Annotated in this window: 19 protein-coding genes and 1 tRNA gene; 15 read left to right on the top strand and 5 right to left on the bottom strand. The window is 63.6% G+C overall.

Annotation, left to right across the window (positions count from 1 at the left end; all coding sequences use genetic code 11):
- Positions 1 to 3 precede the first annotated feature (3 nt).
- A complete protein-coding gene (locus VDP74_RS13605) occupies positions 4 to 633 on the top strand; it encodes a DNA-3-methyladenine glycosylase (RefSeq protein WP_323000185.1) in 630 nt (209 codons plus the stop codon).
- Between the two features lie 132 nt (positions 634 to 765).
- Positions 766 to 842 (top strand) — tRNA-Arg (locus VDP74_RS13610).
- Positions 843 to 1,011: 169 nt separating this feature from the next.
- Here the strand turns inward: VDP74_RS13610 and VDP74_RS13615 are convergent.
- The gene (locus tag VDP74_RS13615) at positions 1,012 to 1,470 is read right to left on the bottom strand and encodes a hypothetical protein (protein WP_323000186.1); all 459 of its coding nucleotides are present in this window, start codon (positions 1,468 to 1,470) and stop codon (positions 1,012 to 1,014) included.
- A 147-nt stretch (positions 1,471 to 1,617) separates the two neighbouring features.
- Between VDP74_RS13615 and VDP74_RS13620 the strand changes: the two genes are divergently transcribed.
- Positions 1,618 to 2,559 (top strand): DMT family transporter, encoded by a 942-nt coding sequence (locus VDP74_RS13620; protein ID WP_323000187.1) that lies wholly within the window; start codon positions 1,618 to 1,620, stop codon positions 2,557 to 2,559.
- A gap of 32 nt (positions 2,560 to 2,591) precedes the next feature.
- On the opposite strand, the gene VDP74_RS13625 is transcribed toward VDP74_RS13620, so the two are convergent.
- Complete coding sequence (locus tag VDP74_RS13625; RefSeq protein ID WP_323000188.1) at positions 2,592 to 4,265, bottom strand: urea amidolyase family protein; 1,674 nt, start codon at positions 4,263 to 4,265, stop codon at positions 2,592 to 2,594.
- A complete protein-coding gene (locus VDP74_RS13630; protein WP_323000189.1) occupies positions 4,262 to 5,026 on the bottom strand; it encodes a 5-oxoprolinase subunit PxpA in 765 nt (254 codons plus the stop codon). The genes VDP74_RS13625 and VDP74_RS13630 overlap by 4 nt, the downstream gene beginning before the upstream one ends.
- Before the next feature lie 104 nt (positions 5,027 to 5,130).
- Between VDP74_RS13630 and VDP74_RS13635 the strand changes: the two genes are divergently transcribed.
- The 4 genes from VDP74_RS13635 to VDP74_RS13650 all read left to right on the top strand — a co-directional run bounded on the left by VDP74_RS13635 (position 5,131) and on the right by VDP74_RS13650 (position 8,877).
- Positions 5,131 to 5,802, top strand: a complete 672-nt coding sequence (locus tag VDP74_RS13635) for a GntR family transcriptional regulator (protein WP_323000190.1) — start codon at positions 5,131 to 5,133, stop codon at positions 5,800 to 5,802.
- Between the two features lie 275 nt (positions 5,803 to 6,077).
- Positions 6,078 to 7,058, top strand: a complete 981-nt coding sequence (locus VDP74_RS13640) for a TRAP transporter substrate-binding protein (RefSeq protein ID WP_323000191.1) — start codon at positions 6,078 to 6,080, stop codon at positions 7,056 to 7,058.
- A 24-nt stretch (positions 7,059 to 7,082) separates the two neighbouring features.
- Complete coding sequence (locus VDP74_RS13645) at positions 7,083 to 7,589, top strand: TRAP transporter small permease (RefSeq protein ID WP_323000192.1); 507 nt, start codon at positions 7,083 to 7,085, stop codon at positions 7,587 to 7,589.
- Positions 7,582 to 8,877 (top strand): TRAP transporter large permease subunit, encoded by a 1,296-nt coding sequence (locus VDP74_RS13650; RefSeq protein WP_323000193.1) that lies wholly within the window; start codon positions 7,582 to 7,584, stop codon positions 8,875 to 8,877. Before VDP74_RS13645 ends, VDP74_RS13650 begins: the two co-directional genes overlap by 8 nt.
- Positions 8,878 to 8,885: 8 nt before the next feature.
- Here the strand turns inward: VDP74_RS13650 and VDP74_RS13655 are convergent, their stop codons facing one another.
- The gene (locus tag VDP74_RS13655) at positions 8,886 to 9,107 is read right to left on the bottom strand and encodes a hypothetical protein (RefSeq protein ID WP_323000194.1); all 222 of its coding nucleotides are present in this window, start codon (positions 9,105 to 9,107) and stop codon (positions 8,886 to 8,888) included.
- Positions 9,108 to 9,110: 3 nt separating this feature from the next.
- Complete coding sequence (locus VDP74_RS13660; protein ID WP_323000195.1) at positions 9,111 to 10,319, bottom strand: S8 family serine peptidase; 1,209 nt, start codon at positions 10,317 to 10,319, stop codon at positions 9,111 to 9,113.
- A 218-nt stretch (positions 10,320 to 10,537) separates the two neighbouring features.
- Here VDP74_RS13660 and VDP74_RS13665 point away from each other — a divergent pair, with 218 nt between their 5' ends.
- The 8 genes from VDP74_RS13665 to rhuM form a co-directional block, all read left to right on the top strand.
- A complete protein-coding gene (locus VDP74_RS13665) occupies positions 10,538 to 10,972 on the top strand; it encodes a DUF5602 domain-containing protein (RefSeq protein ID WP_323000196.1) in 435 nt (144 codons plus the stop codon).
- Entirely contained in the window at positions 10,969 to 11,496 is a 528-nt protein-coding gene (locus VDP74_RS13670; protein ID WP_323000197.1) for a cupredoxin domain-containing protein, read from the top strand. Before VDP74_RS13665 ends, VDP74_RS13670 begins: the two co-directional genes overlap by 4 nt.
- A 176-nt stretch (positions 11,497 to 11,672) precedes the next feature.
- Positions 11,673 to 13,241, top strand: a complete 1,569-nt coding sequence (locus tag VDP74_RS13675) for a GGDEF domain-containing protein (RefSeq protein WP_323000198.1) — start codon at positions 11,673 to 11,675, stop codon at positions 13,239 to 13,241.
- A 326-nt stretch (positions 13,242 to 13,567) separates the two neighbouring features.
- Positions 13,568 to 15,205, top strand: a complete 1,638-nt coding sequence (locus VDP74_RS13680) for a glutamate synthase-related protein (RefSeq protein WP_323000199.1) — start codon at positions 13,568 to 13,570, stop codon at positions 15,203 to 15,205.
- Positions 15,206 to 15,290: 85 nt separating this feature from the next.
- Positions 15,291 to 17,066, top strand: a complete 1,776-nt coding sequence (locus tag VDP74_RS13685; protein WP_323000200.1) for a putative bifunctional diguanylate cyclase/phosphodiesterase — start codon at positions 15,291 to 15,293, stop codon at positions 17,064 to 17,066.
- A 90-nt stretch (positions 17,067 to 17,156) separates the two neighbouring features.
- Positions 17,157 to 17,633, top strand: coding sequence for a type III secretion system chaperone (locus VDP74_RS13690; protein WP_323000201.1), 477 nt, complete (start codon positions 17,157 to 17,159; stop codon positions 17,631 to 17,633).
- A gap of 10 nt (positions 17,634 to 17,643) precedes the next feature.
- Positions 17,644 to 19,107, top strand: a complete 1,464-nt coding sequence (locus VDP74_RS13695) for a hypothetical protein (protein WP_323000202.1) — start codon at positions 17,644 to 17,646, stop codon at positions 19,105 to 19,107.
- Between the two features lie 373 nt (positions 19,108 to 19,480).
- Positions 19,481 to 20,247 (top strand): RhuM family protein (gene rhuM / locus VDP74_RS13700; protein WP_323000203.1); only part of this gene is annotated, 767 nt, incomplete at its 3' end.

A 20,247-nucleotide genomic window follows, 5' to 3' on the forward strand; every position in this document is an offset into this window, starting at 1 on the left:
GCCGTGCCTCGAACCAAGCTGGACAAATTCACGCTGCCCGTCGACGCCATCCAGGGCGAATGCCGACGACTGGATCGCGCCTTCTATGACCGCCCGGCCATCACGGTCGCCCCGGACCTGCTGGGCCGCCTGCTGATGCATGCCACGCCCGAGGGCCTGCGCATCGGCCGCATCGTAGAGGTGGAAGCCTACCTGGGCCCGACCGACCTGGCCGCCCACACCTCGCGCGGGCGCACCGCACGAACCCGCGCCATGTTCGGCCCGCCCGGCCACGCCTACGTCTACCTGATCTACGGCATGCACCACTGCATCAATGCCGTCACCGGCCCGGAAGGCAGCGGCACCGCCGTGCTGCTGCGGGCGCTGGCGCCGGTGTCCGGCGTGGACAGGGCCGCCAACGGCCCCGGGCGCCTGTGCAAGGCCATGGGCATCTCCCTGGACCACTACGGCATCGATCTGTGCGGCGATGCGCTCTGGATCGCCCAGGACGAATCCCCCAGACCGAACGGCATCGTCGCCAGCCCCCGGATCGGCGTGGACTACGCTGGAGAATGGGCGGAAAAGCCCCTACGCTTTCACGTGGACGGGCACCCTGCCGTCAGCCGCCGGCCGGGCAAGCCCAAGCCGAAATAATCGTGGTATGATTTTGCCCTTTCCGGGGTTTCCCAAGCGCCACGCGTCACTGCTGCAGCGTCGTGAAGAGCTTCCGGGAAGTTTGCGTGATATGACAGCGTCAAAAAAGCATGTTATATTTACGCCTCTTTAGCGGCTGTAGCTCAGTTGGATAGAGTACTTGGCTACGAACCAAGGGGTCGTGGGTTCGAATCCTGCCAGCCGCGCCAGAATTACCTAGTCTTACGGCTAGTCAGAACCGCCTAGGGGCCAACAACCTAGGCGGTTTTTCTTTGTGCGGCACCGGCGGGCTACCGCCACCTGGCTGGTGGCGTGTCCAGCCCGGGTCAGTTCTGTAGCGGTGTTCTTCTTGGCGGTACGCCCCGAAAACACTCGTTCTTACAGTGCCAGCTGCCCCGCCGTCATCTGCTGGGCCTGGTCCAGCTTCATGTCCCGCAGCATGCTGGCCAGCTTCTGGGTAGCCCCGATCAGGGCGCCATTCGCGGCCGATATCTGTGCCTGCAGCTGCAACAGGCGAGACCGCTTCGTATCGGCGGACATGACCTCATCGGCCTGAACCTGCTGCAATTCCTGCATCAACCGATCCAGCATCCGTCTCAGGTCGCGGATCATCCGCAACAGGCTTTTGACGGCATCGGGCAGGTCGCTGTCTTCAATATCCCGATCGGTCCCCCGGGCCTGGGCCGTCCTGGACAGCGCCCGGCCCAGGTCCGAGATCGAATCCTGGAACCAGGAGGGCGGCTCCAACTGAGTGACGCCGGACACAGCCCGGCCCTCGGGTGACGCGGAACGGGTCACCGGGTGCAATGCAGAGGACAGCGCTTCAAGCGGGTTCATGGCAAAATCCGGCTGAAAATCCTGGCAGATCGGTCATACCGACGCCCTTTACCAATCTACGGCCCGAAGCCCCAAGTCTTTAATCCCCTGCCTGTCGGCACGGAAAGTGGCCTATAGTGTGGCTCTCACGCCACCGGAGATGGATCCGTGCCCTCACCCCCCGCCAGCCCCGCCGGACGCCAGATCCTGGCCGGCGTCCTGCTGCTGGTCGCGTCCATGTGGGCACTGTCCGGGCTGGACGCCAGCGGCAAGTACCTGATGGGCACCGACGTCGGCGTCACCCTGCTCGCAGTGTGCCTGGTGCGCTATGGGGTGCACATGGCACTGACCCTGATCACGATCATTCCGTCCCGGGGATGGAAGGCCCTGCGCAGCAGCCGGCCACGCGCTCAAGCGGCACGCGGCCTGTCCATGCTGGCCGCCACCATGCTGTTCTTCAGCGCACTGCATTATCTGCCCCTGGGCCAGGCTACGGCGATCAACTTCCTGGCCCCCCTGATCGTGCTGGCGGCCGCGCCCTGGGCACTCAAGGAACCCCCCTTCCTGTCGCGTTGGGTCGCCGCAGGAGCCGGGCTGCTGGGGGTGTTGGTGGTCGTGCGGCCGGGCTCGGGACTGGATCCAACCGGTACGCTGTTCGGTCTGTTGACAGCCTGCGCACTGGCTTCGCAATACATCGCATCGCGTCGGGTCGCGGTCGACGATCCGTACACGACGCTGATCTGGAGTGGCGCCGTGGGCAGCGCCGTCATGACGCTGCTGCTGCCTCTTTACTGGCGGGATCTCGTGGCGCTGTCCGGCCAGTTGTCGGCGCTTGAATGGCTGGTGCTTCTGGGCACGGGATTCTGGGGGTGCCTGGGGCATTTCCTGCAAATCCATGCCTACCACAAGGCGCCCGCTTCGCTGCTGGCGCCGTTCGTCTATTTCCAGATCGTCAGCGGCACCGCGCTGGGCTGGCTGATCTGGGGGCAGTTTCCCGATCTCGTGTCCTGGCTGGGCATTGCCATCGTCTGCTCCAGCGGTATCACGATCGGGCTGATCGAATGGCGCCGCAACGGCGCCTCTCGGGCCCGAATCCCGCCGACCTCCTAGGCCGGTCAGTCGCGGCCAGGCCGCCGCAATCTTCACTCAGGCGCCGGCGACGACAGCGGATCAGGTACGGGATTGAAGCGTAAACGCGCCCCGACCGGCACCTGCGCCAGCCGGTCCAGTTGCGCGCTCAGCACCACGGCGATGACCGGATACCCGCCCGTCAGTGGATGATCGGCCAGGAACAGGACGGGCTGCCCGCTGGGCGGCACTTGCAGCGCACCCGCGACGGTCCCCTCGCTGGGCAGTTCCCCCTGGCGCGCTCGCACCAGAGGCTCGTCCCCGGCCAGCCGCATGCCCACCCGGTTGGACTGCGGCGTCACAACCCAATCCTGCGTCAGGAGCCGGCGCACAGTGTCTGCATCGAACCAGTCGTCCCTCGGACCGAGCACCACATCGAAAGCCACCCGATCTTCCGCGCGGGGTGCGTCGGTCGCGCCGGATTCAGGTTCGGCATGGTCCGCACCACCGCCCGCCGCAACCGGGTGGCCGATCGACACCCGATCGCCCCGCTTCAGCGGCGCTGGCCCCATGCCAGCCAGGATATCGGTGGCGCAGCTGCCCAGGACGGGTTGCACCGCCCAGGCGCCACGCACGGCCACATAACAGCGCACGCCGGCACGGACACGGCCGATCCGCAATTCGTCGCCCTCGTTCAGCACGATGGGATGGCCAGCCGCTGCAGGCAGGCGTATGCCCGACGCCGAAGTCACGACCACGGGCGCCGTCGCACCGGTCACCGCCATCACCACCCGCCCGCCGCAGCGCAGCCGCAACCCACCCAGCACATGCTCCAGCACCGGCGAACCGGGCGGATTGCCCACCAACTGGTTGGCGCGACGCATGGACCGGCGATCGAGCGCGCCGGACCGGGAAACCCCCAATCGAGTCAGGCCCGGCCGGCCTTCGTCCTGGATCAGTGTCTGCAGCCCCGCATCCAGCACCTCGCAAGTCGTCGACTCGTCGTGCGGAGCCATGTCTGCTGCGTCCGATGACACCGGGGGCTTCATCCCGGCCACGGCGGGAAGGCTATACGCGGCCCCAGGGGCGTCCAGATCCCGGAAACGGACCCGGAAACCCGGCTGCACCAGCGCGGGCTCGGCCCGTTCCATATCCCACATGCGCCAGGGCGTCTCGCCCAGCAGCTGCCAGCCGCCCGGGCTGTCGGACGGATAGACGGCGCTGAAATCCCCGGCCACCGCCACCGATCCACCCGGCACTCTCACCCGCGGCACGGTATGCCGTGGAATGCCGTGAAAACAGGGATCACCGCCGGCCAGATAAACGAAACCCGGCGCAAAGCCTGCGAATGCGGCCAGATAGTCGCTGCCTGTATGGCGCTCGATCAGTTCGGCGCGCGTCAAGCCCAGCAGACTGGCGACCGCCTCCAGGTCCTCGCCCGCATAGCGCACGGGGATCTCCACGCGCCGGCCGGCGGCCGCCTCCAGGCCCCTGTTCACGCCCAGGCCCGAAGGACCTGCCGCCGTCTCCGTGGCCTCCGCGACCCGCCGCAGCCATGCCGCCACATCCCGCGCCGGCAGGACAGCCGGGCTGAACAACACCAGCAATGTGCGGGCGGCAGGAATCACGTCATCCACACCGGCAGGCCAGGTCCCCAGCGCCTGGAACAGCGCCAGGATCTCGTCCAGCGACCCCAGTTCCGCCAGCACGGCACCATCGCCGGCCGGCAGACATCGCAGAGAAGTCATGCCGCCCGCCCAGCCACGAACGGCGCCAGGGCGACGCCAGAGGATTCGAGCCGCTGCCGCACCGCGCGGGCCATGGCAACGGCGCCCGGGCTGTCGCCGTGCACACAGATGGAATCGGCCTGCAGACGCACGCGGCTGCCGTCGATGGCGGTGATCTCGCCGGTGCTCACCAGGTCCAGCATGCGGTCCGCGACCTGGTCGGGATCGTGCAACACGGCGCCCGCCTCGCGGCGCGACACCAGTTCGCCGCCGGGCGTGTAGGCGCGGTCGGCAAAGGCCTCGGCGACCACGCGCAGACCGCGCGCCCGCGCCCAGTCCAGCAGCGGCGAACCGGCCAGCCCCAACAGGACCAGGCCGGGGTCCAGCGCCAGCAAGGCAGTGATGACATCCGCCGCCTGCCGCTCGTCGCGGGCAATCGTGTTGTACAGGGCGCCGTGCGGCTTGACGTAGGCAACCCGGGTGCCGGCGGTCGCCGCCAGCCCCTGGAGGGCGCCAATCTGGTAGATCACGTCTGCAACCAGTTCGCGGCTGGACGGATCCATATTGCGCCGGCCGAAACCGACCAGGTCGGGATAGGCCACATGCGCCCCGATGGCCACACCGCGTTGGGCCGCCGCACGCACGGTATCCAGAATGCCCGCGGGGTCTCCGGCGTGAAAACCGCATGCGACGTTGGCGCTGGTGACGACATCCAACATGCTGGCGTCGTCACCCATGCGCCAAGCGCCGAAGCTTTCACCCAGATCGCTGTTCAAGTCCATGATGTTTCCTTATCATTTCAAACAGCGCGAAAGATTGTTGAGCAATCCATCGCACAAAAAAACAATCGGCCGTCATCCATCCCGCCGACTCAACAGGGGCGTCTATGCAATCCCGGCATTATCCCAGCACCATCCCGTCCCCGAGCCTGACCGACACGGTCGCCGAGAACCTGCGCCAGCAACTGATCCAGGGTCAGCTGCACGCGGGGCAACGCCTGTCCGAGGCCAGTCTGAGCGAACAGCTGGACGTGTCGCGCAACACCCTGCGCGAGGCCTTCCGCACCCTGGTCAAGGAAGGCCTGCTGCACCACGAACCGAATCGCGGCGTGTCGGTCGTGATCCCCAGCATCGCCGACATCATCGACATCTACCGGGTGCGCCGCCTGATCGAATGCCAGGCACTGGCCCAGGCCTGGCCGCGCCACCCGGCCCACAAGCGCCTGAACGATGCCACCGATACTGCCCGACGCATGCGCGAGACCGGCGACTGGCTGGGCGTCGGGTCGGCCAACATGGCGTTTCACGCCGGTATCGTGGCCCTGGCCGACAGCGCCCGCCTGTCGGCGATGTTCGCCGACATCGCTGCCGAACTGCGCCTGGCCTTCGGCCTGCTGGACGACCCCGAATACCTGCACGCACCTTTTGTGGACCAGAACATCCATCTATTGAACCTGTTTGAATCCGGCGACACGGCCACAGCCGCGCAAACCCTGGAACATTACCTGATCCAGTCCGAACGCATGGTGCTGTCGGTCTACGCCCAGCGCATCGACTGAACTCGCGCATCCCTGCGACCAGACGGCAAGCCACACACTGCGGGCCTGTGATCTTACTCAGCCCCACAAAATGATTGAACAATTACCATCTAATAAATGAACAAACAAAGACTATATCGCCTACAAAATTATTCTTATTGTTGAAAACCCTGATGGTTTCCACACCATGGCTGCGCTACTGTTTCCCCTGGCCATTGCCTGGACCAGACCCGGCCCGCCGGCGTAAAGGTTCTTCACGGCCTTGCCACCCTGATCACGACCTGCGAGGAGATCCAATGAAACGTCGCACTTTTGTCACTGCCACCCTGGCTGCCGGCCTGGGTCTGGCGTTCAATGCCCATGCCGCCACGCAATGGGATCTGGCTTCGGCCTACCCCGCCTTCAACTTCCACACACAGAACCTGGAACAGTTCGCCAAGGACGTCTCCGGCGCCACCAACGGCGACGTGAAGATCACGGTGCATTCGGGCGCATCGCTGTTCAAGATGCCGGAAATCAAGCGTGCCGTGCAAGGCGGACAAGCCCAGGCCGGCGAATTCTTCATGGTCAGTTTCCAGAACGAATGGCAGCCGTTCGGGCTGGACGGCCTGCCCTTCCTGGCCAGCAACTACGACGACGCCTGGAAACTCTACCAGGCGCAACGCCCGGCCCTGGACAAAAAACTCGACCAACAAGGCATGAAGCTGCTGTACGCCGTCGCCTGGCCGCCGCAAAGCATCTACAGCAACAAGCCCATCAATTCCGTCGACGACCTGAAGGGCATGAAATGGCGGGTCTACAGCCCCACCACGGCCCGCATCGGCGAACTGGTCGGCGCCCAGCCCGTCACCATCCAGGAAGCCGAATTGACCCAGGCGCTGGCCACCGGGGTCATCGAAGGCCTGATCACGTCCAGCGCCACGGGGGCCGACAACAAGCTCTACGAGCACATGAAGTACTTCACCAACGTCCAGGCCTGGATCCCCAAGAACGCGGTGGTGGTGAATAAAAAGGCCTTCAGCGCCCTGCCCAAGGCCGAACAGGACGCCGTGCTGAAAGCCGCCGCCCAGGCGGAGGAACGCGGCTGGAAGACATCCCGCCAGGTGGATGCCGATTCCATCGCCAAACTCAAGGCCGGCGGCATGCAGGTGGTCGAACCGTCGGCTGAACTGCGCGCAGGCCTGGCAAAAGTCGGCGACACGGTCATCCAGGAATGGACCGCCAAGGCCGGCGACGAAGGCAAACAAGTGCTGGACGCCTATCGCGCCAGCAAATAAAGGCGGACACGACAAGGACATCCTATGCGCAAATGGCTCGACGGTCTCTATGATGTCAGCGCCTGGCTGGCGGGGCTATGCATGATCCTGGTCCTTGTCGCCGTCACCGTCACCATCCTGGGCCGCCTGATCGGATTTCCGGTCGGCGGCGTCGATGCCTACGCGGGATACGCCATGGCGGGATCGGGTTTCCTGGCCCTGGCCAGCACGCTGAAAAAAGGCGAACACATCCGCGTCACGCTGGTGCTGGGCATGCTGCACGGATCCCGGCGCCGGGGGCTGGAACTGGCCGCACTGCTGATCGCCACCCTGCTGGCTGGCTTTCTGGCCTTTTATTCCATCCGGCTGGTCTGGCAGTCCTGGGACTTCCAGGATATTTCCACGGGCATCGATGCGACCCCGATGTGGATGCCGCAGATCCTGATGGCGGTGGGCACCCTGGTGTTCTTCATTGCGTTCCTGGACGAGTTCTGCCTGGAATGCCGTGGCCAGCGCGTCCATGAATCCTCCGAGGACCTGCACCATGAATGAGATCACCGCCAGCTTCGCCCTGATCGTGGTGCTGTTCGCCCTGCTGGGCGGAGGCGTCTGGGTCGGCCTGACCCTGGCCGGGGTCGCCCTGTTCGGCATGGAATTCTTTTCCGCCCGCCCTGCCGGCGACGCCATGGCCATCACCATCTGGGGCAGCTCCAGCAGCTGGACCCTGACGGCCCTGCCACTGTTCATCTGGATGGGCGAAATCCTGTATCGCACCAACCTGTCGGAAAACCTGTTCCGGGGCCTGGCGCCCTGGGTGAACCGCCTGCCCGGGCGCCTGCTGCACACCAACGTGCTGGGCTGCACGATCTTCGCCTCGGTGTGCGGGTCTTCGGCGGCCACCTGCGTGACCGTGGGCAAGATGAACCTGCCCGAACTGCGCAAGCGCGGCTACCCCGATGCCCAGATCATCGGCTCGCTGGGCGGACCGGCTACCCTGGGCCTTCTGATTCCGCCCTCCATCATCCTGATCGTCTACGGCGTGGCGGCGGAAACCTCCATTGCCAAACTGTTCATCGCCGGCATCATCCCTGGCCTGCTGCTGGCGGCGCTGTTCAGCGGCTGGCTGATGGGCTGGGCGCTGCTGCACCCCGACCAGGTCCCCGAAGTCGCCGCCCGGATGGGGCTGCGCGAGAAACTGCGCGAATCGCGCCAGCTGATTCCGGTGGTGCTGCTGATCCTGGGCGTCATCGCCAGCATCTATACCGGCGTGGCCACGGCCACGGAATCCGCCGCCATCGGGGTGCTGGGCGCCTTCCTGTTGTCGGCCTGTCAGAAATCCCTGACCTGGCAATCCTTTCGCGACGCGCTTCTGGGGGCCACCCGCCTGTACTGCATGATCGCCCTGATCCTGGCGGGAGCAGCCTTCATGACGCTGTCCATGGGCTACATCGGCCTGCCGCGCCAGCTGGCCGAATTCGTCGGCAGCCTGCAGCTGTCACCTGCCATGCTGATCGTTGTCCTGGGGCTGTTCTACATCGTGCTGGGATGCTTCCTGGACGGCATCTCCACGATCGTCCTGACCATGGGCGTGGTGCTGCCCATCATCCAGGCAGCGGGCATCGACCCGCTGTGGTTCGGCATCTTCCTGGTGATCACCGTGGAAACAGCCCAGATTACGCCGCCGGTGGGCTTCAACCTGTTCGTGCTGCAAAGCATGACGCGCAAGGAAATCACCTATATCGCCCGCGTCTGCGCCCCCTACTTCAGCCTGATGATGCTGTTGCTGGTGGTGCTGTGGTTCTTCCCCGGGCTGGCGACCTGGCTGCCGTCGCACATGTAGCACCGCGTCTATTCCAGGCCCGTATTCAGGCGCTCGGGCTCGATAGCCGATATGCCCTCGATCGCCTCCAGGGCCAGCAACTGGCCTTCGTCGATGCTGCCGGCAATGGCGCCGACAGCGGCCAGTTCACGCTCTATGACCAAGCCGGCCTGCCGGCAGCGCTCCAGGACGGCGGGATATCGATCGCGCCAATCCTCTCGGACAAGCAGGGTCAAGCGGATCCGTGCCATGATTCAGAGCCCTTCCTGGCCGATATCGGGCGCGCGCACCAGGCCAGTGCCGACATCCCGAGGAGGATCACGCAGCGCCTGGGCGCCGTCCACCAACCGGACTGCCAGACGCGCGGCGCGCACCTGGGGATCCTGCTGGGCATGCAGGGCGGCCACGCCCGCCACGAATGGCGTGGCCATGCTGGTGCCGCTGAGACTCCGATACAGTTCGTTCCCAGGCCAGGACGACAACACATCGACCCCGGGGGCAGCCAGATTCACCTCTCCGCCATCCCCTTGCAAGCCGCCGCTGGAAAACGGCGCTACGTTCAGATTCTGATCCACCGCAGCCACGGCCATGATCGAGGGACAGTTGGCCGGATGGCCCACCGGCGCAATCGAATCCGGTCGCTGACTATCGTTGCCCGCCGCCGCCACGATGAGTGTGCCGGCAGCCAGGGCGCGCTTGGCGACCTCTTCGAACACACGGGAATAGCTCTGGCCTGGCTCGACCGGACTGCCCAGCGACATGGAAACGATGTCGCACCCCTGCGCCACAGCCCAGTTGATGCCTTCCAGGATGCCGCCATCGCCGCCGCTGCCATCATCCCCCAGGACTTTGCCGATATACAACCCGGCCTCGCCAGCCACACCATACCGGGTACCGCCTTCGGGGTCACGAGGGCCGGCCGCGATCCCCGCACAATGCGTGCCGTGCCCATTGCCGTCCTGCACAGGCTGGCCCGCGACAAAAGATCGGCTTTCGATGCTGCGGCCGGCAAAGTCCGGGTGCGACAGATCGAGTCCCGTATCCAGGACGGCGATCCGGATCCCCTGCCCAGTCAGGGTGGACCCACCGGCGCCCACGGCGTGAATACCCCACGATACGCGCTCTTCCGGACGCGCGGCGGGGCTGCCGGGTGTCACAGGCGTGACGCCGATGGCATGGACGATCCGTTCCGGTTCGACGGCCAAAATTGATTCACCATCGGCAGCAGCTCCGACGAGGCGCGCGCGTGCCGGCTCAGAGCACCGCACGAAGGCCACCCCGATATGATCGAACACCAGGGCGCGGGACTCGTCCAGGGCACCCACGCCATCCTCGCTCCAGTGCTGGATCCGAAGCTGGGCCAGCTCGGACAGATGCCGGATGCCGGCCTCCATGCGGTCCTGGTGAAAAAGAACCAGATAATGGCCAGTCCCGGATCGGGCCTGAACAGTGGTGTCCGACATGGCTACCTCCCGTCAAGACGACATCGTCCTTGCACAGTAGCACGCTCGATTCCCGAAAAGCCCTGGCGGCAACGGGTTCTTGCAATCCGTTCCCCACCGAAACACCGCCGCCTGCAGGCCGTGGGTGAGAAGACGAACACGGATGAAACGATGCGGCCAGAAGCGGCATCCAATGCCGTGAAAGCAGCGATGACCGCTGCCCACTCTAGGAGAACAACATGATCCGCTCGATACTGACGGCAACCGCAGCCGCAGCTGCAATGGCACTATCCATGGGCACCACGCCCGTCATGGCCGCGCAAACCAGCGTTACCAAGGCCCCGCCCGCCGCTCCCTACAAGGCCGTCAGTTCCCTGGTGAAGCTGCCCGACTTCATCCCCGGCATGGGTCAGCTGTTTGTCGATCCGGCCACTCTGCCGGCCGGCCCCTTCCTGGGATACGACCACAACGGCAAGCTGGTCAATACGACCTATATGATCCCGCTGTCCGCCATGAAGGCAGACATGAACCTGCATGACCTGAAGGCGCCCGCCGGCACCGTCGATCACGTGGACATCATGTACAACGCTGGCCACCCGGGCGTCGCCGAGCCGCATATCCACATCGTGCTGTGGAACGTCCCGGTCAGCCAGGAAAGCCGTGTGGCGAAATGAAGGCCTTCACCTTTGACCCCCAGCGGCGCCTGCTGCTGTCCGCCGGGGGCGGCCTCATGCTGACCGCTGCGCTGCTGCCACGCGCGCAAGCGGCCGGCGACGAGGTCGAGATCGCTCTGTCCGGCACCCCCAACGGGTCCGAAGTCTGGTTCCGCCCGCGCGGATTGCTGATCCGCCCAGGACAGACCGTCCGTTGGGTGAACCAGGATGCCGGCAATGTCCACACCGCGACGGCCTACCACCCTGACAACGGCAAGCCCCGGCGGATCCCTGAAGCCGCCCGCAGCTGGAACTCGGACTACCTGATGCCTGGAAAATCATTCGCCATCACGTTCGACGTACCCGGTGTCTACGACTATTTCTGCATCCCGCACGAACACGCGGGCATGGTGGGGCGCATCATCGTTGGCACCGCCGACGCTGCCGTCGCACCCTATACGGACACGGACGCCAAGCTGCCCAAAGCCGCTCTGGATCACTTCCCCAGCGTGGCGGAGATTCTGAAAGGAAAACCGATTTCTTAGCCGAGGATGCAGGCCCGATCTGGAATGGCCAGCCCAATATGTTGCAAGATAACAACGATGCAACGAAATTGTTCAGGAATATCACCGAGGGGAGACATCCAGAGGAGACATGGCAGTCTGATGTCGCTATTTTCCAGTAAAAATACAGACAATGATAAAAATGGAGAGCCAAAATAGTGACACATCAAACACGTCAACAGACGGCGGATATCGTCGCACGGCTCAAACTTTGCAAACGTCTGCCGACGCTCCCCACGGTGGCCCTGAGGCTCGTGGAACTGGCCAACGACGAATCCACGTCGCTGGATGAATTCGCTGAACAGATCACGTACGACCCGGCGCTGGCCGGCAAGCTGCTGCGCGTGGCGAACTCTTCGTTCTACGGGCGCCGGAGCGCCGTCACCAACCTGCCGCAGGCCATGAGCCTGTTGGGCCTGAACGCCACCATCGCACTGTCGCTCAGCTTTTCGTTGCGGGCGTGCCTGTCCCAACAATACAAATCGGGTTTTGACACCAACGCCTACTGGCGCCGGACGCTGCTGACGGCACTGGCCTGTCGCACCATTGCCGAGAAACTGGGCGAAGTACAGCCCGAAGACTTCCTGCTGGCGGGCCTGCTGCAAGACATCGGCATCCTCGCCATGGACGCCATGTTCGGCGCCCCCTACGCAGAGCTCTACCAGCAAAGCACCGATCACCGGCACCTGCTCGTGCAAGAAACCGTGCGCTTCGGTTTCACGCATGCCCAGGCCGCCGCGCATCTGCTGAAAAACTGGGGCTTGCCGGACAGAATCTGCCAAGCGGCATGGCTGAGCCACGAACTCACCCAGTTGCCCCACACCGGACCAACCGAAGACGAAAAACTGCCCTTCTATGTCGCTGCGGCAGCCGTGATCGCAGACGCCTGGATGAAGGAACAGATCGAGCCCGATTCCATCGAACTGGCCTACGACCCGGCACAGGCGCTCCTGAATATCCGGCTGGAACAGTACCGCTCGATCATCAGCGCAATGATCCAGAAAATCCCCGAGATGGAGTCCCTGTTCGACACGCAACTTGCGGACGCGCAGATGCTGCAGGACCTGGAATACAGCGCCCGGGAAACACTGGCCGTCAGAAGCCTGCTGCGCGCGACCACACAGCATCCTGCCAGCGTCGCTCTCGAAAGCCGCATCACGGTGCTCGAAGAACAGACCCAGCGCGACTCCCTGACAGGGTTATACAGCCGCAACTATCTGGACTCCATGCTGCAGCACGAGTTCGAACGGGCGACCCGTTCGAATACACCGCTGAGCGTCGCCTTCATCGACGTGGACCGATTCAAGGCCATCAACGACACCTTCGGCCACGCCGTAGGCGATCAGGTGCTGGCGATGGTCGCCCAGCGCCTGCAGGCGCAGTCGCGCCAGATCGACACCGTCGCCCGCTACGGCGGCGAAGAATTCGTGATGCTCCTGCCAGAAACGGATTCGGAACAGGCCGAAACGGTACTGCAGCGCATGCTCGAGAATGTCCGCGACAACCCGTTCCACACCCAGAGCGGCGCCCAGGGCACCGTCACGTTCTCGGCCGGCATCGCGACCCACATGGAGGACACCCAGTTCTTCCAGAATGCGCGCGCACTGCTGCAGGCCGCCGACGATGCGCTCTACGAAGCCAAGGACCGCGGCCGGGAACGCATCACGATTCACCGCCGGGACGAGCGTCAGCGTCCAGTCTCCGATTCGTCCCGCCTGATCCGGTAATCTCGGGCCGCCTCCGGGATCGGGCCGCCTCCGGGATCGGGGCGGCGAATCCACCTTGAAGATGAATTCACCTACAGCGTGATTCGCGCGCGCAGCTGAAACGAATTGCGCGCAGCCGTCATCCAACTGGCAGGCCCTGTGCTTGACGCGCATGGGCTCGCGCCGAACGACGAATCGGGTTCCCCAGCATCCATACGCAACCTGCAAGCATCCTGAGTGGAAAGCAGACCGATGCTCTGCCGGACCTGTGCCACCCCGTATTGACCCCATCGGTCGGCCGCATTCGCTGAAGAACCTGAATCTTATTGAAGGGAAGGAGACAAGCCTTGAAACCCATTGTTGCTGCGAACAAACCCATCGCGGTCGAGCTGAAAGCCGGCCAGGAATACTACTGGTGCCGTTGCGGTCGCTCGAAGAACCAGCCCTTCTGTGATGGCTCGCACCGGGGCACCGGATTCACGCCCCTGGCCTTCACGGCAGAGAAGGACGGCGAGGCCTGGCTGTGCCGCTGCAAGCAAACCAAAGATGCGCCGTTCTGCGATGGACATCACAGCAAGGTGCCAGACGCCATGGTAGGCAAGGAATTCTCTCTGGATGATCTCGCCTCGAATGCGCCGCGCACGACGATTCCAGCTGGCGAGGGATCAGCGCCCCTTCAACCGACAGCCCCAGAATCACCGGCAACAGCCACCACGCCGACGGCCGACCCCGTGCCCGATGTGTCACCAACCCCTGAAGAGCCGACCGTTGCCTTCATCCACCGCCTGGCGCGCGAAGGCCTGAGCAAAATGGGTCGATATGGAGAGATGGCGGCAATGGGGGTCCCCCGCAGCCAGTTGCCGGACTGGAACGACATTCAGTTCATGACAGCACAGCTGGCCTGCCAACCACTGATGGAAGACGTGCCGGTTGATACACAGATGGTCATCGGTCCGGATACAAAAAAGCCGCTGCAGCTCGATATCCCTCTGCTGGTCAGCGACATGAGCTTCGGGGCGCTGTCAGAAGAGGCCAAGATCGCCCTGGCCAAAGGGGCGGAGCTGGCCGGCACGGGCATTTGTTCAGGCGAAGGCGGGATGCTGCCGGAGGTACAACAGGCCAACCATCGCTATCTGTACGAGTATGCATCCGCCGGATTCGGCTATCACGAGTCCATCCTGCCCCTGGTACAGGCATTCCATTTCAAATGCGGCCAATCGGCCAAGACCGGCACGGGAGGGCACCTGCCCGGCCGAAAAGTGACGGGCCGCATCGCTGAAATCCGTCACCTGCCCGAAGGGCAGAATGCGGATTCACCGCCCACGTTCCGCGATCTGCATACCGTCGAAGATTTCGCCCGCTTTGCCGACCGTGTGCGCGAAATCACCGGAGGTGTCCCGATCGGATTCAAGCTCAGCGCCCAACACGTCGAGCGGGATATCGCATTCGCTGTCAGGGCTGGCGCGGACTACATCATCCTGGACGGTCGCGGCGGCGGAACCGGAGACGCCCCGCTCATGTTCCGCGACCATATCTCGGTGCCCACCATCCCGGCCCTGGCTCGAGCCCGCCATTGCCTCGACCAGCTGAAAGCCAGTGGGCGCGTCACGCTGATCATCACGGGCGGCCTGCGAACCCATACCGACTTTGCCAAGGCGCTGGCACTGGGAGCGGATGGTGTCGCACTGGCCAATTCCGCGATACAGGCCATCGGCTGCATAGCCGCCCGTATTTGTCATACGAACCTGTGTCCCACCGGAATCGCGACACAGGACCCTCAACTGCGCAAGCGCCTGAATGTCGAGGCTTCCGCTCAGCGCCTGGCCACGTTCTTCAAGGCCAGCACCGACTTGATGCAAATCATGGCCCGCGCCTGCGGACACAACCGCCTGGACCAATTCCGAAAGGACGACCTTGCAAGCTGGCATAGATCGCTGGCCGAGCTGGCAGGCATAGAGTGGTCCGGATTCATGCCGGACCGATAAAGGGGAAAACGGCACGGGGAGTCGTGGAGACAGCCACGCCAACGCCTCGGCGGAAACGTCTTCGATATCAGTCGAGAGGTATATGTTGAAAGATATATTCGAGTGCCGCAAACGACTGCAAGCGACTCAAGTCGAACTGGATTCCCTTCAGAGCCAGCTTCGCGTGGCAGAGGCTGTCTTTCAACATACCCAACCGGCGATGGTGACTGACGCACGCGCTCGCATCCAGCGAGTCAACGAGGAATTCTGCCTTCTGATGGGATATCGCCCCGAGGAAATGCTGGGACAGACACCTCGCATGTTTCGCTCCCACCACCACGATCAGGCATTCTACGATCAGATGGTAGCCACCATCCGGGCGACGGGGCATTGGGCAGGCGAGGTCTGGGATCGGCGCAAAAGCGGTGAGATCTTCCCCAAGTGGATGAGTATCACCGCCGTGCCCGATGCCACCGGCGAGGTCACGCACATGGTGGCCTGCTACACGGATCTGAGCGGCCAGAAACATGCGCAGCAGCAGATCCATCAACTGGCCTTCTACGACGTACTGACCGGCCTGCCCAACCGTACCTTGCTGCGCGAGCGCCTGCAGCAGGCGCAGACCGAGGCTGCGCGGCATGGGCGTTGGGGCGCCTTGCTCATGCTCGATTGGGACGATTTCAAATCCCTCAATGACAGCATGGGCCACCCGCAAGGCGACGAATTGCTCAGGCACATTGCCACCCGCCTCACGGCCACCATGCCTCCGGATGCAACCGTGGCACGCCTGGGGGGCGATGAATACGCGATCGTCCTGCCGCAGCTTGGCCATGAGCAGACGTGGGCCGCAACGCAAGCGGAAACGCTGGCCGAGCGCGTGCGACGAGCCCTGGCCGCGCCCTGCCAGGTGGCCGGTACCGACTACCAAGGCAGCGCCAGCCAGGGCCTGGTGCTGTTCGCGGGCCGCTCGCCCGACGCCGACGCGCTGCTCAAGCAAGCCGAGCTGGCCATGTACCAGGCCAAGCAGGCCGGGCGCGGGCTGCTGCACTTTTTTGATGACGCATTGGAGCGCCAGCTGATCGATCGCATGCGGATGGAGCGCGCGTTGCGCACCGGCATCGCGCGCGACGAACTGCTTCTGCACTACCAGCCGCAGATCGCGCTGACAGATGGCGCCTTCCGTGTGATGGGCGCCGAGACCCTGGTGCGCTGGCAACACCCCGTGCGCGGTCTGATAGGGCCGGGCCTGTTCATCCCCCTGGCCGAGGAAACCGGCCTGATCGGCGCCCTGGGTCAGTGGGTGCTGCGGGCCGCTTGCGAACAGCTTGGCCACTGGCGCGGGCAGCCTGGGCTAGACCGCTTGACGCTGGCGGTGAACGTGAGCGCGGCCCAATTTTTGAGCCCCGATTTTGCCGCCCAGGTGCTGGCGTTCTTGCAGGAGCACGGCGCGCCGCCCGAACGCCTCAAGCTGGAACTGACCGAGAGCCTGTTGATGGACAACACCGAGGGGGTGATCGCCGCCATGACGACGCTGCAAGCGAAAGGCGTGCGTTTTTCGCTCGACGACTTCGGCACCGGCTACTCGTCGCTGCAGTATTTGAAGCGCCTGCCGCTCTACCAACTCAAGATCGACCAGAGCTTTGTGCACGACCTGGAGAGCGACCCCAATGACGCCGCCATCGCCAGCGCCGTGGCCGCGCTGGCACGCAGCCTGGGCCTGGAGGTGATTGCAGAAGGCGTGGAAACACAGGCCCAGCAACGCATGCTGGCCGAAATGGGGTGCCATGTGTACCAGGGCTACTGGTTCAGCCGCCCGCTCCCGCCAGAGGCATTTGAAACCTATTGCACGACGACGGGCGTTGCACAGCTGCCAACACATTGACCTGAATGGAACGTTTTTTCGGATGGCGTGACCTAAAGGATATCCCAACACGTTCTGCCGTGCCTTCCCTGCCCTACGGAGAGTCCGCCGATGTCCCAGCAAAATATCCAAATCCTTCTGCAACGCATCGGCCAGCAGGTTGGCATCCCCGACCTGGGGCTGGACGATGACGACACCTGCCAGATCCGTATCGACAGCACGCGGGACATCGCCCTGGAGTTTCTCCCGTCCAGCGAACAGCTGATCCTGACCGCGTATTGCGGCCAGCTGCCTGCCCGCCAACGCACCGCCATCCTGGAACAGATCAGCGACGCCAATTTCCATTGGGTTGGTACGGGGGGCGGCACACTGTCCACGCAATCCGAAAGCGGCGCCGTCTACCTGCAGTTTCGTGAACCCACCGCGCAGATGGACCAGCCCCGACTGGAACAGCTGCTGCAGGCCCTGATTCAGAATGCCGAATACTGGGGCGCCCAGTTGGCGGCAGCGGATACCGCACCAGATTCTGCGGCCCCACATCAGCAAGACGGCGCATCATCCGGTGCGCTGTTCGACAATCGCGCCTGAGGAGCCCATCATGTCCGGCATCTCACTCAATACCTACGGCAACATTGCCCGCCAGGATCTCAACGCCCGCCTGACTCTGGACACGCAGAACAACACCCTGGGCGCCGATGGGCGACGAAACATAAGCAATATCTTCACCCGCGCCTGGGATTGCATCAATCGCAGCGATTCCCAGATCCAGTCCAACAAGGCTGTCGCCAGGGGCTTCGTGCGGGCCCTGACAGAACGCTACGGCAAGGAGATCGCCGATACCCTGTCGCAGGACCTCTCTGCCCAGCTGTCCAAGGGGCGCCCGCTCACGGGGTACCGCATCGACCGTGTCATCGCCAAGGCTGAACGCCTGACCACGCAGATCCAGGCCAGCAATCGATCCCTGCTTACCAAGCAGCATCTGGATCTCATGACGGACAATGCCCTGCACCGCCTGGGCGACGATACACGCCCGGACGTCCTGACGCGCCAGCAGGCCCGGCAGGCCGTGCACGACGCCATCGTCAACAGCGAAGCCTTCCAGAAGCAGTCCTTCTACAACCCGCTGCACGTGATCATGGACGTCTTCGGTGACGACGGCGAAGGCCTGGCGCAGCAGCAGTTCTACGATCACTTCAAGTCCATGTCCATGCCCGCCGTGGATCATGCAATCTCCATGCAACTGGCGCCCGAAACCACTGCCCTGGTCGACCAACATGGCAAACTGGTCATCGATCAGGTATGCGAGGGCGTTGCACCGCAAGATCGGGGACAGGTCTATTCCATCGAAGGCCACGCGCTGAGCACGGCAAAAGAACTCCTGCGCAGCCAGGACGGCCTGAACCCCTCGGCAGCTGGCGTCTTCATTGGCACGATCGCATACGTGGACAGCAGCATCAAATTCCTGGCGGGACTCGATCCCAGTCAGATGAACGACACAGGCAAGGCCTATCTGCAGGCCATGATCAACGATCTCAGCCAGATACTGGACAAACTGACAGATCGGATCGGACTGCAGGGCCTTTCTGGCCAAGAACGCCAAGCCCTGATCGATATCAACCAGGATGCTGGCGACTTCGAGCAGGGCGTCACTGAAGGCAAGCCCCAGGACGTCGCACAGAACTGCGTAGAGCTGCAGGACAGGCTGCGCAGCAGCCTGGACGTCCTGCACACGATCCAAGCACAGAACGACAAGGCCAAAACAGTGCTGGAAACCATCATCCAGCGCGGAGAAGCCACTCGTACCATCGCCGGCAACCTGCCGATCGCCTTCCAGAACGGGCTCCGCCCCACCGATCTGCTGGCCGGCGACCCCGAACCCATGCTGCTGCGCCTGGGAGGCGACGGATTCGACAGTTCCGATATTGCCTGGATGCACCAGCACGGACTGAACGTCAGCGATACCGTGACGCGCTTCACACTGGAACAGGTTCAATCGCTCAAAACCCAGGGCCTGGACATCGAAACCGGCCTTCAGCGCCTGGATGCGGAAGCCCACATCTGATCCCGGACCTTGGTCACCCATCTTGTCGATACCATGGTGGCCGGCCAGACCTTCGTCGCAAAAAAGCCCGCAAGAACCTAATGTTCATGCGGGTTTCGAGTACTTTCTGGGCTGTTCTGGAACAGCCTGATTTATATCTGTGGGTCGACGAGACTCGAATGGTCAATGACCATGCTGGTTTCAGAAGTATGGCATCCTGGAAATACCCAAACAGATACCTAAAACGCGAGGCTTGGCTTTTTCCCCGGCCAAAAAGGTCGCGCGCACGCGCCCTGCTGCCGAAAGGTACGTTATAACAGGCTGGTTTCGTAGGAAAGCCTTTTCCTATGCGGACACTACCCCGTGCTCTACCCCCCGCCCTACCGGAGACCCCATGAACGATGAACAGCAGCTGGTGATCTTTGAAGGTGACGCCGGGCAGGTGGAAGTGCGGCTGGAAGGGGAAACCATCTGGTTGACCCAACGACAGATGTCCGATCTATTCGACACGACGCCTGAAAACGTGTTGATGCACTTGAAAAACATTTACGCAGCCGGCGAATTGACCGAATCGGCAACTGCTAAGGATTTCTTAGCAGTTCGAACCGAAGGCCGCCGTCAGGTACAGCGCAACCTCAAGCACTACAACCTCGACGCCATCATCTCCGTGGGCTACCGCGTGAATTCAAGCCGCGCCACGCGTTTCCGCCAGTGGGCCACGCGAGTCCTGCGCGAGCACCTGACGCAAGGCTACACCCTGAACCGCCAACGCTTCGAGCAAAACGCCGCCGAACTGGAAGCCGCCCTGACGCTGGTGAAGAAGGCCGCAGCCGGTGATGCCCTGACCTCTGATCAGGGACGTGGTCTGGTGGATGTGATTGCCCGATATACCCACACGTTCCTATGGCTGCAACGCTACGATGAAGGTCTGCTGACCCAACCACCTGGCAGCCCTGGCGGCACATTGCCCTCGCCTGCCGAGGCCCGTGTCGGCATTGCACGACTAAAGGCCGATCTCATGGGCCGCAGCGAGGCCACGGCTTTGTTCGGCAACGAGCGTGAGGACAACTTTGTCGCCACCTTGGGCAATCTGGACCAAACCGTGCTCGGCGAACCCGCCTACCCCACGGTGGAATCCAAAGCGGCCCACCTGCTGTACTT

It is taken from the genome of Castellaniella sp. (assembly GCF_034674885.1).
GTDB lineage: Bacteria > Pseudomonadota > Gammaproteobacteria > Burkholderiales > Burkholderiaceae_B > Castellaniella.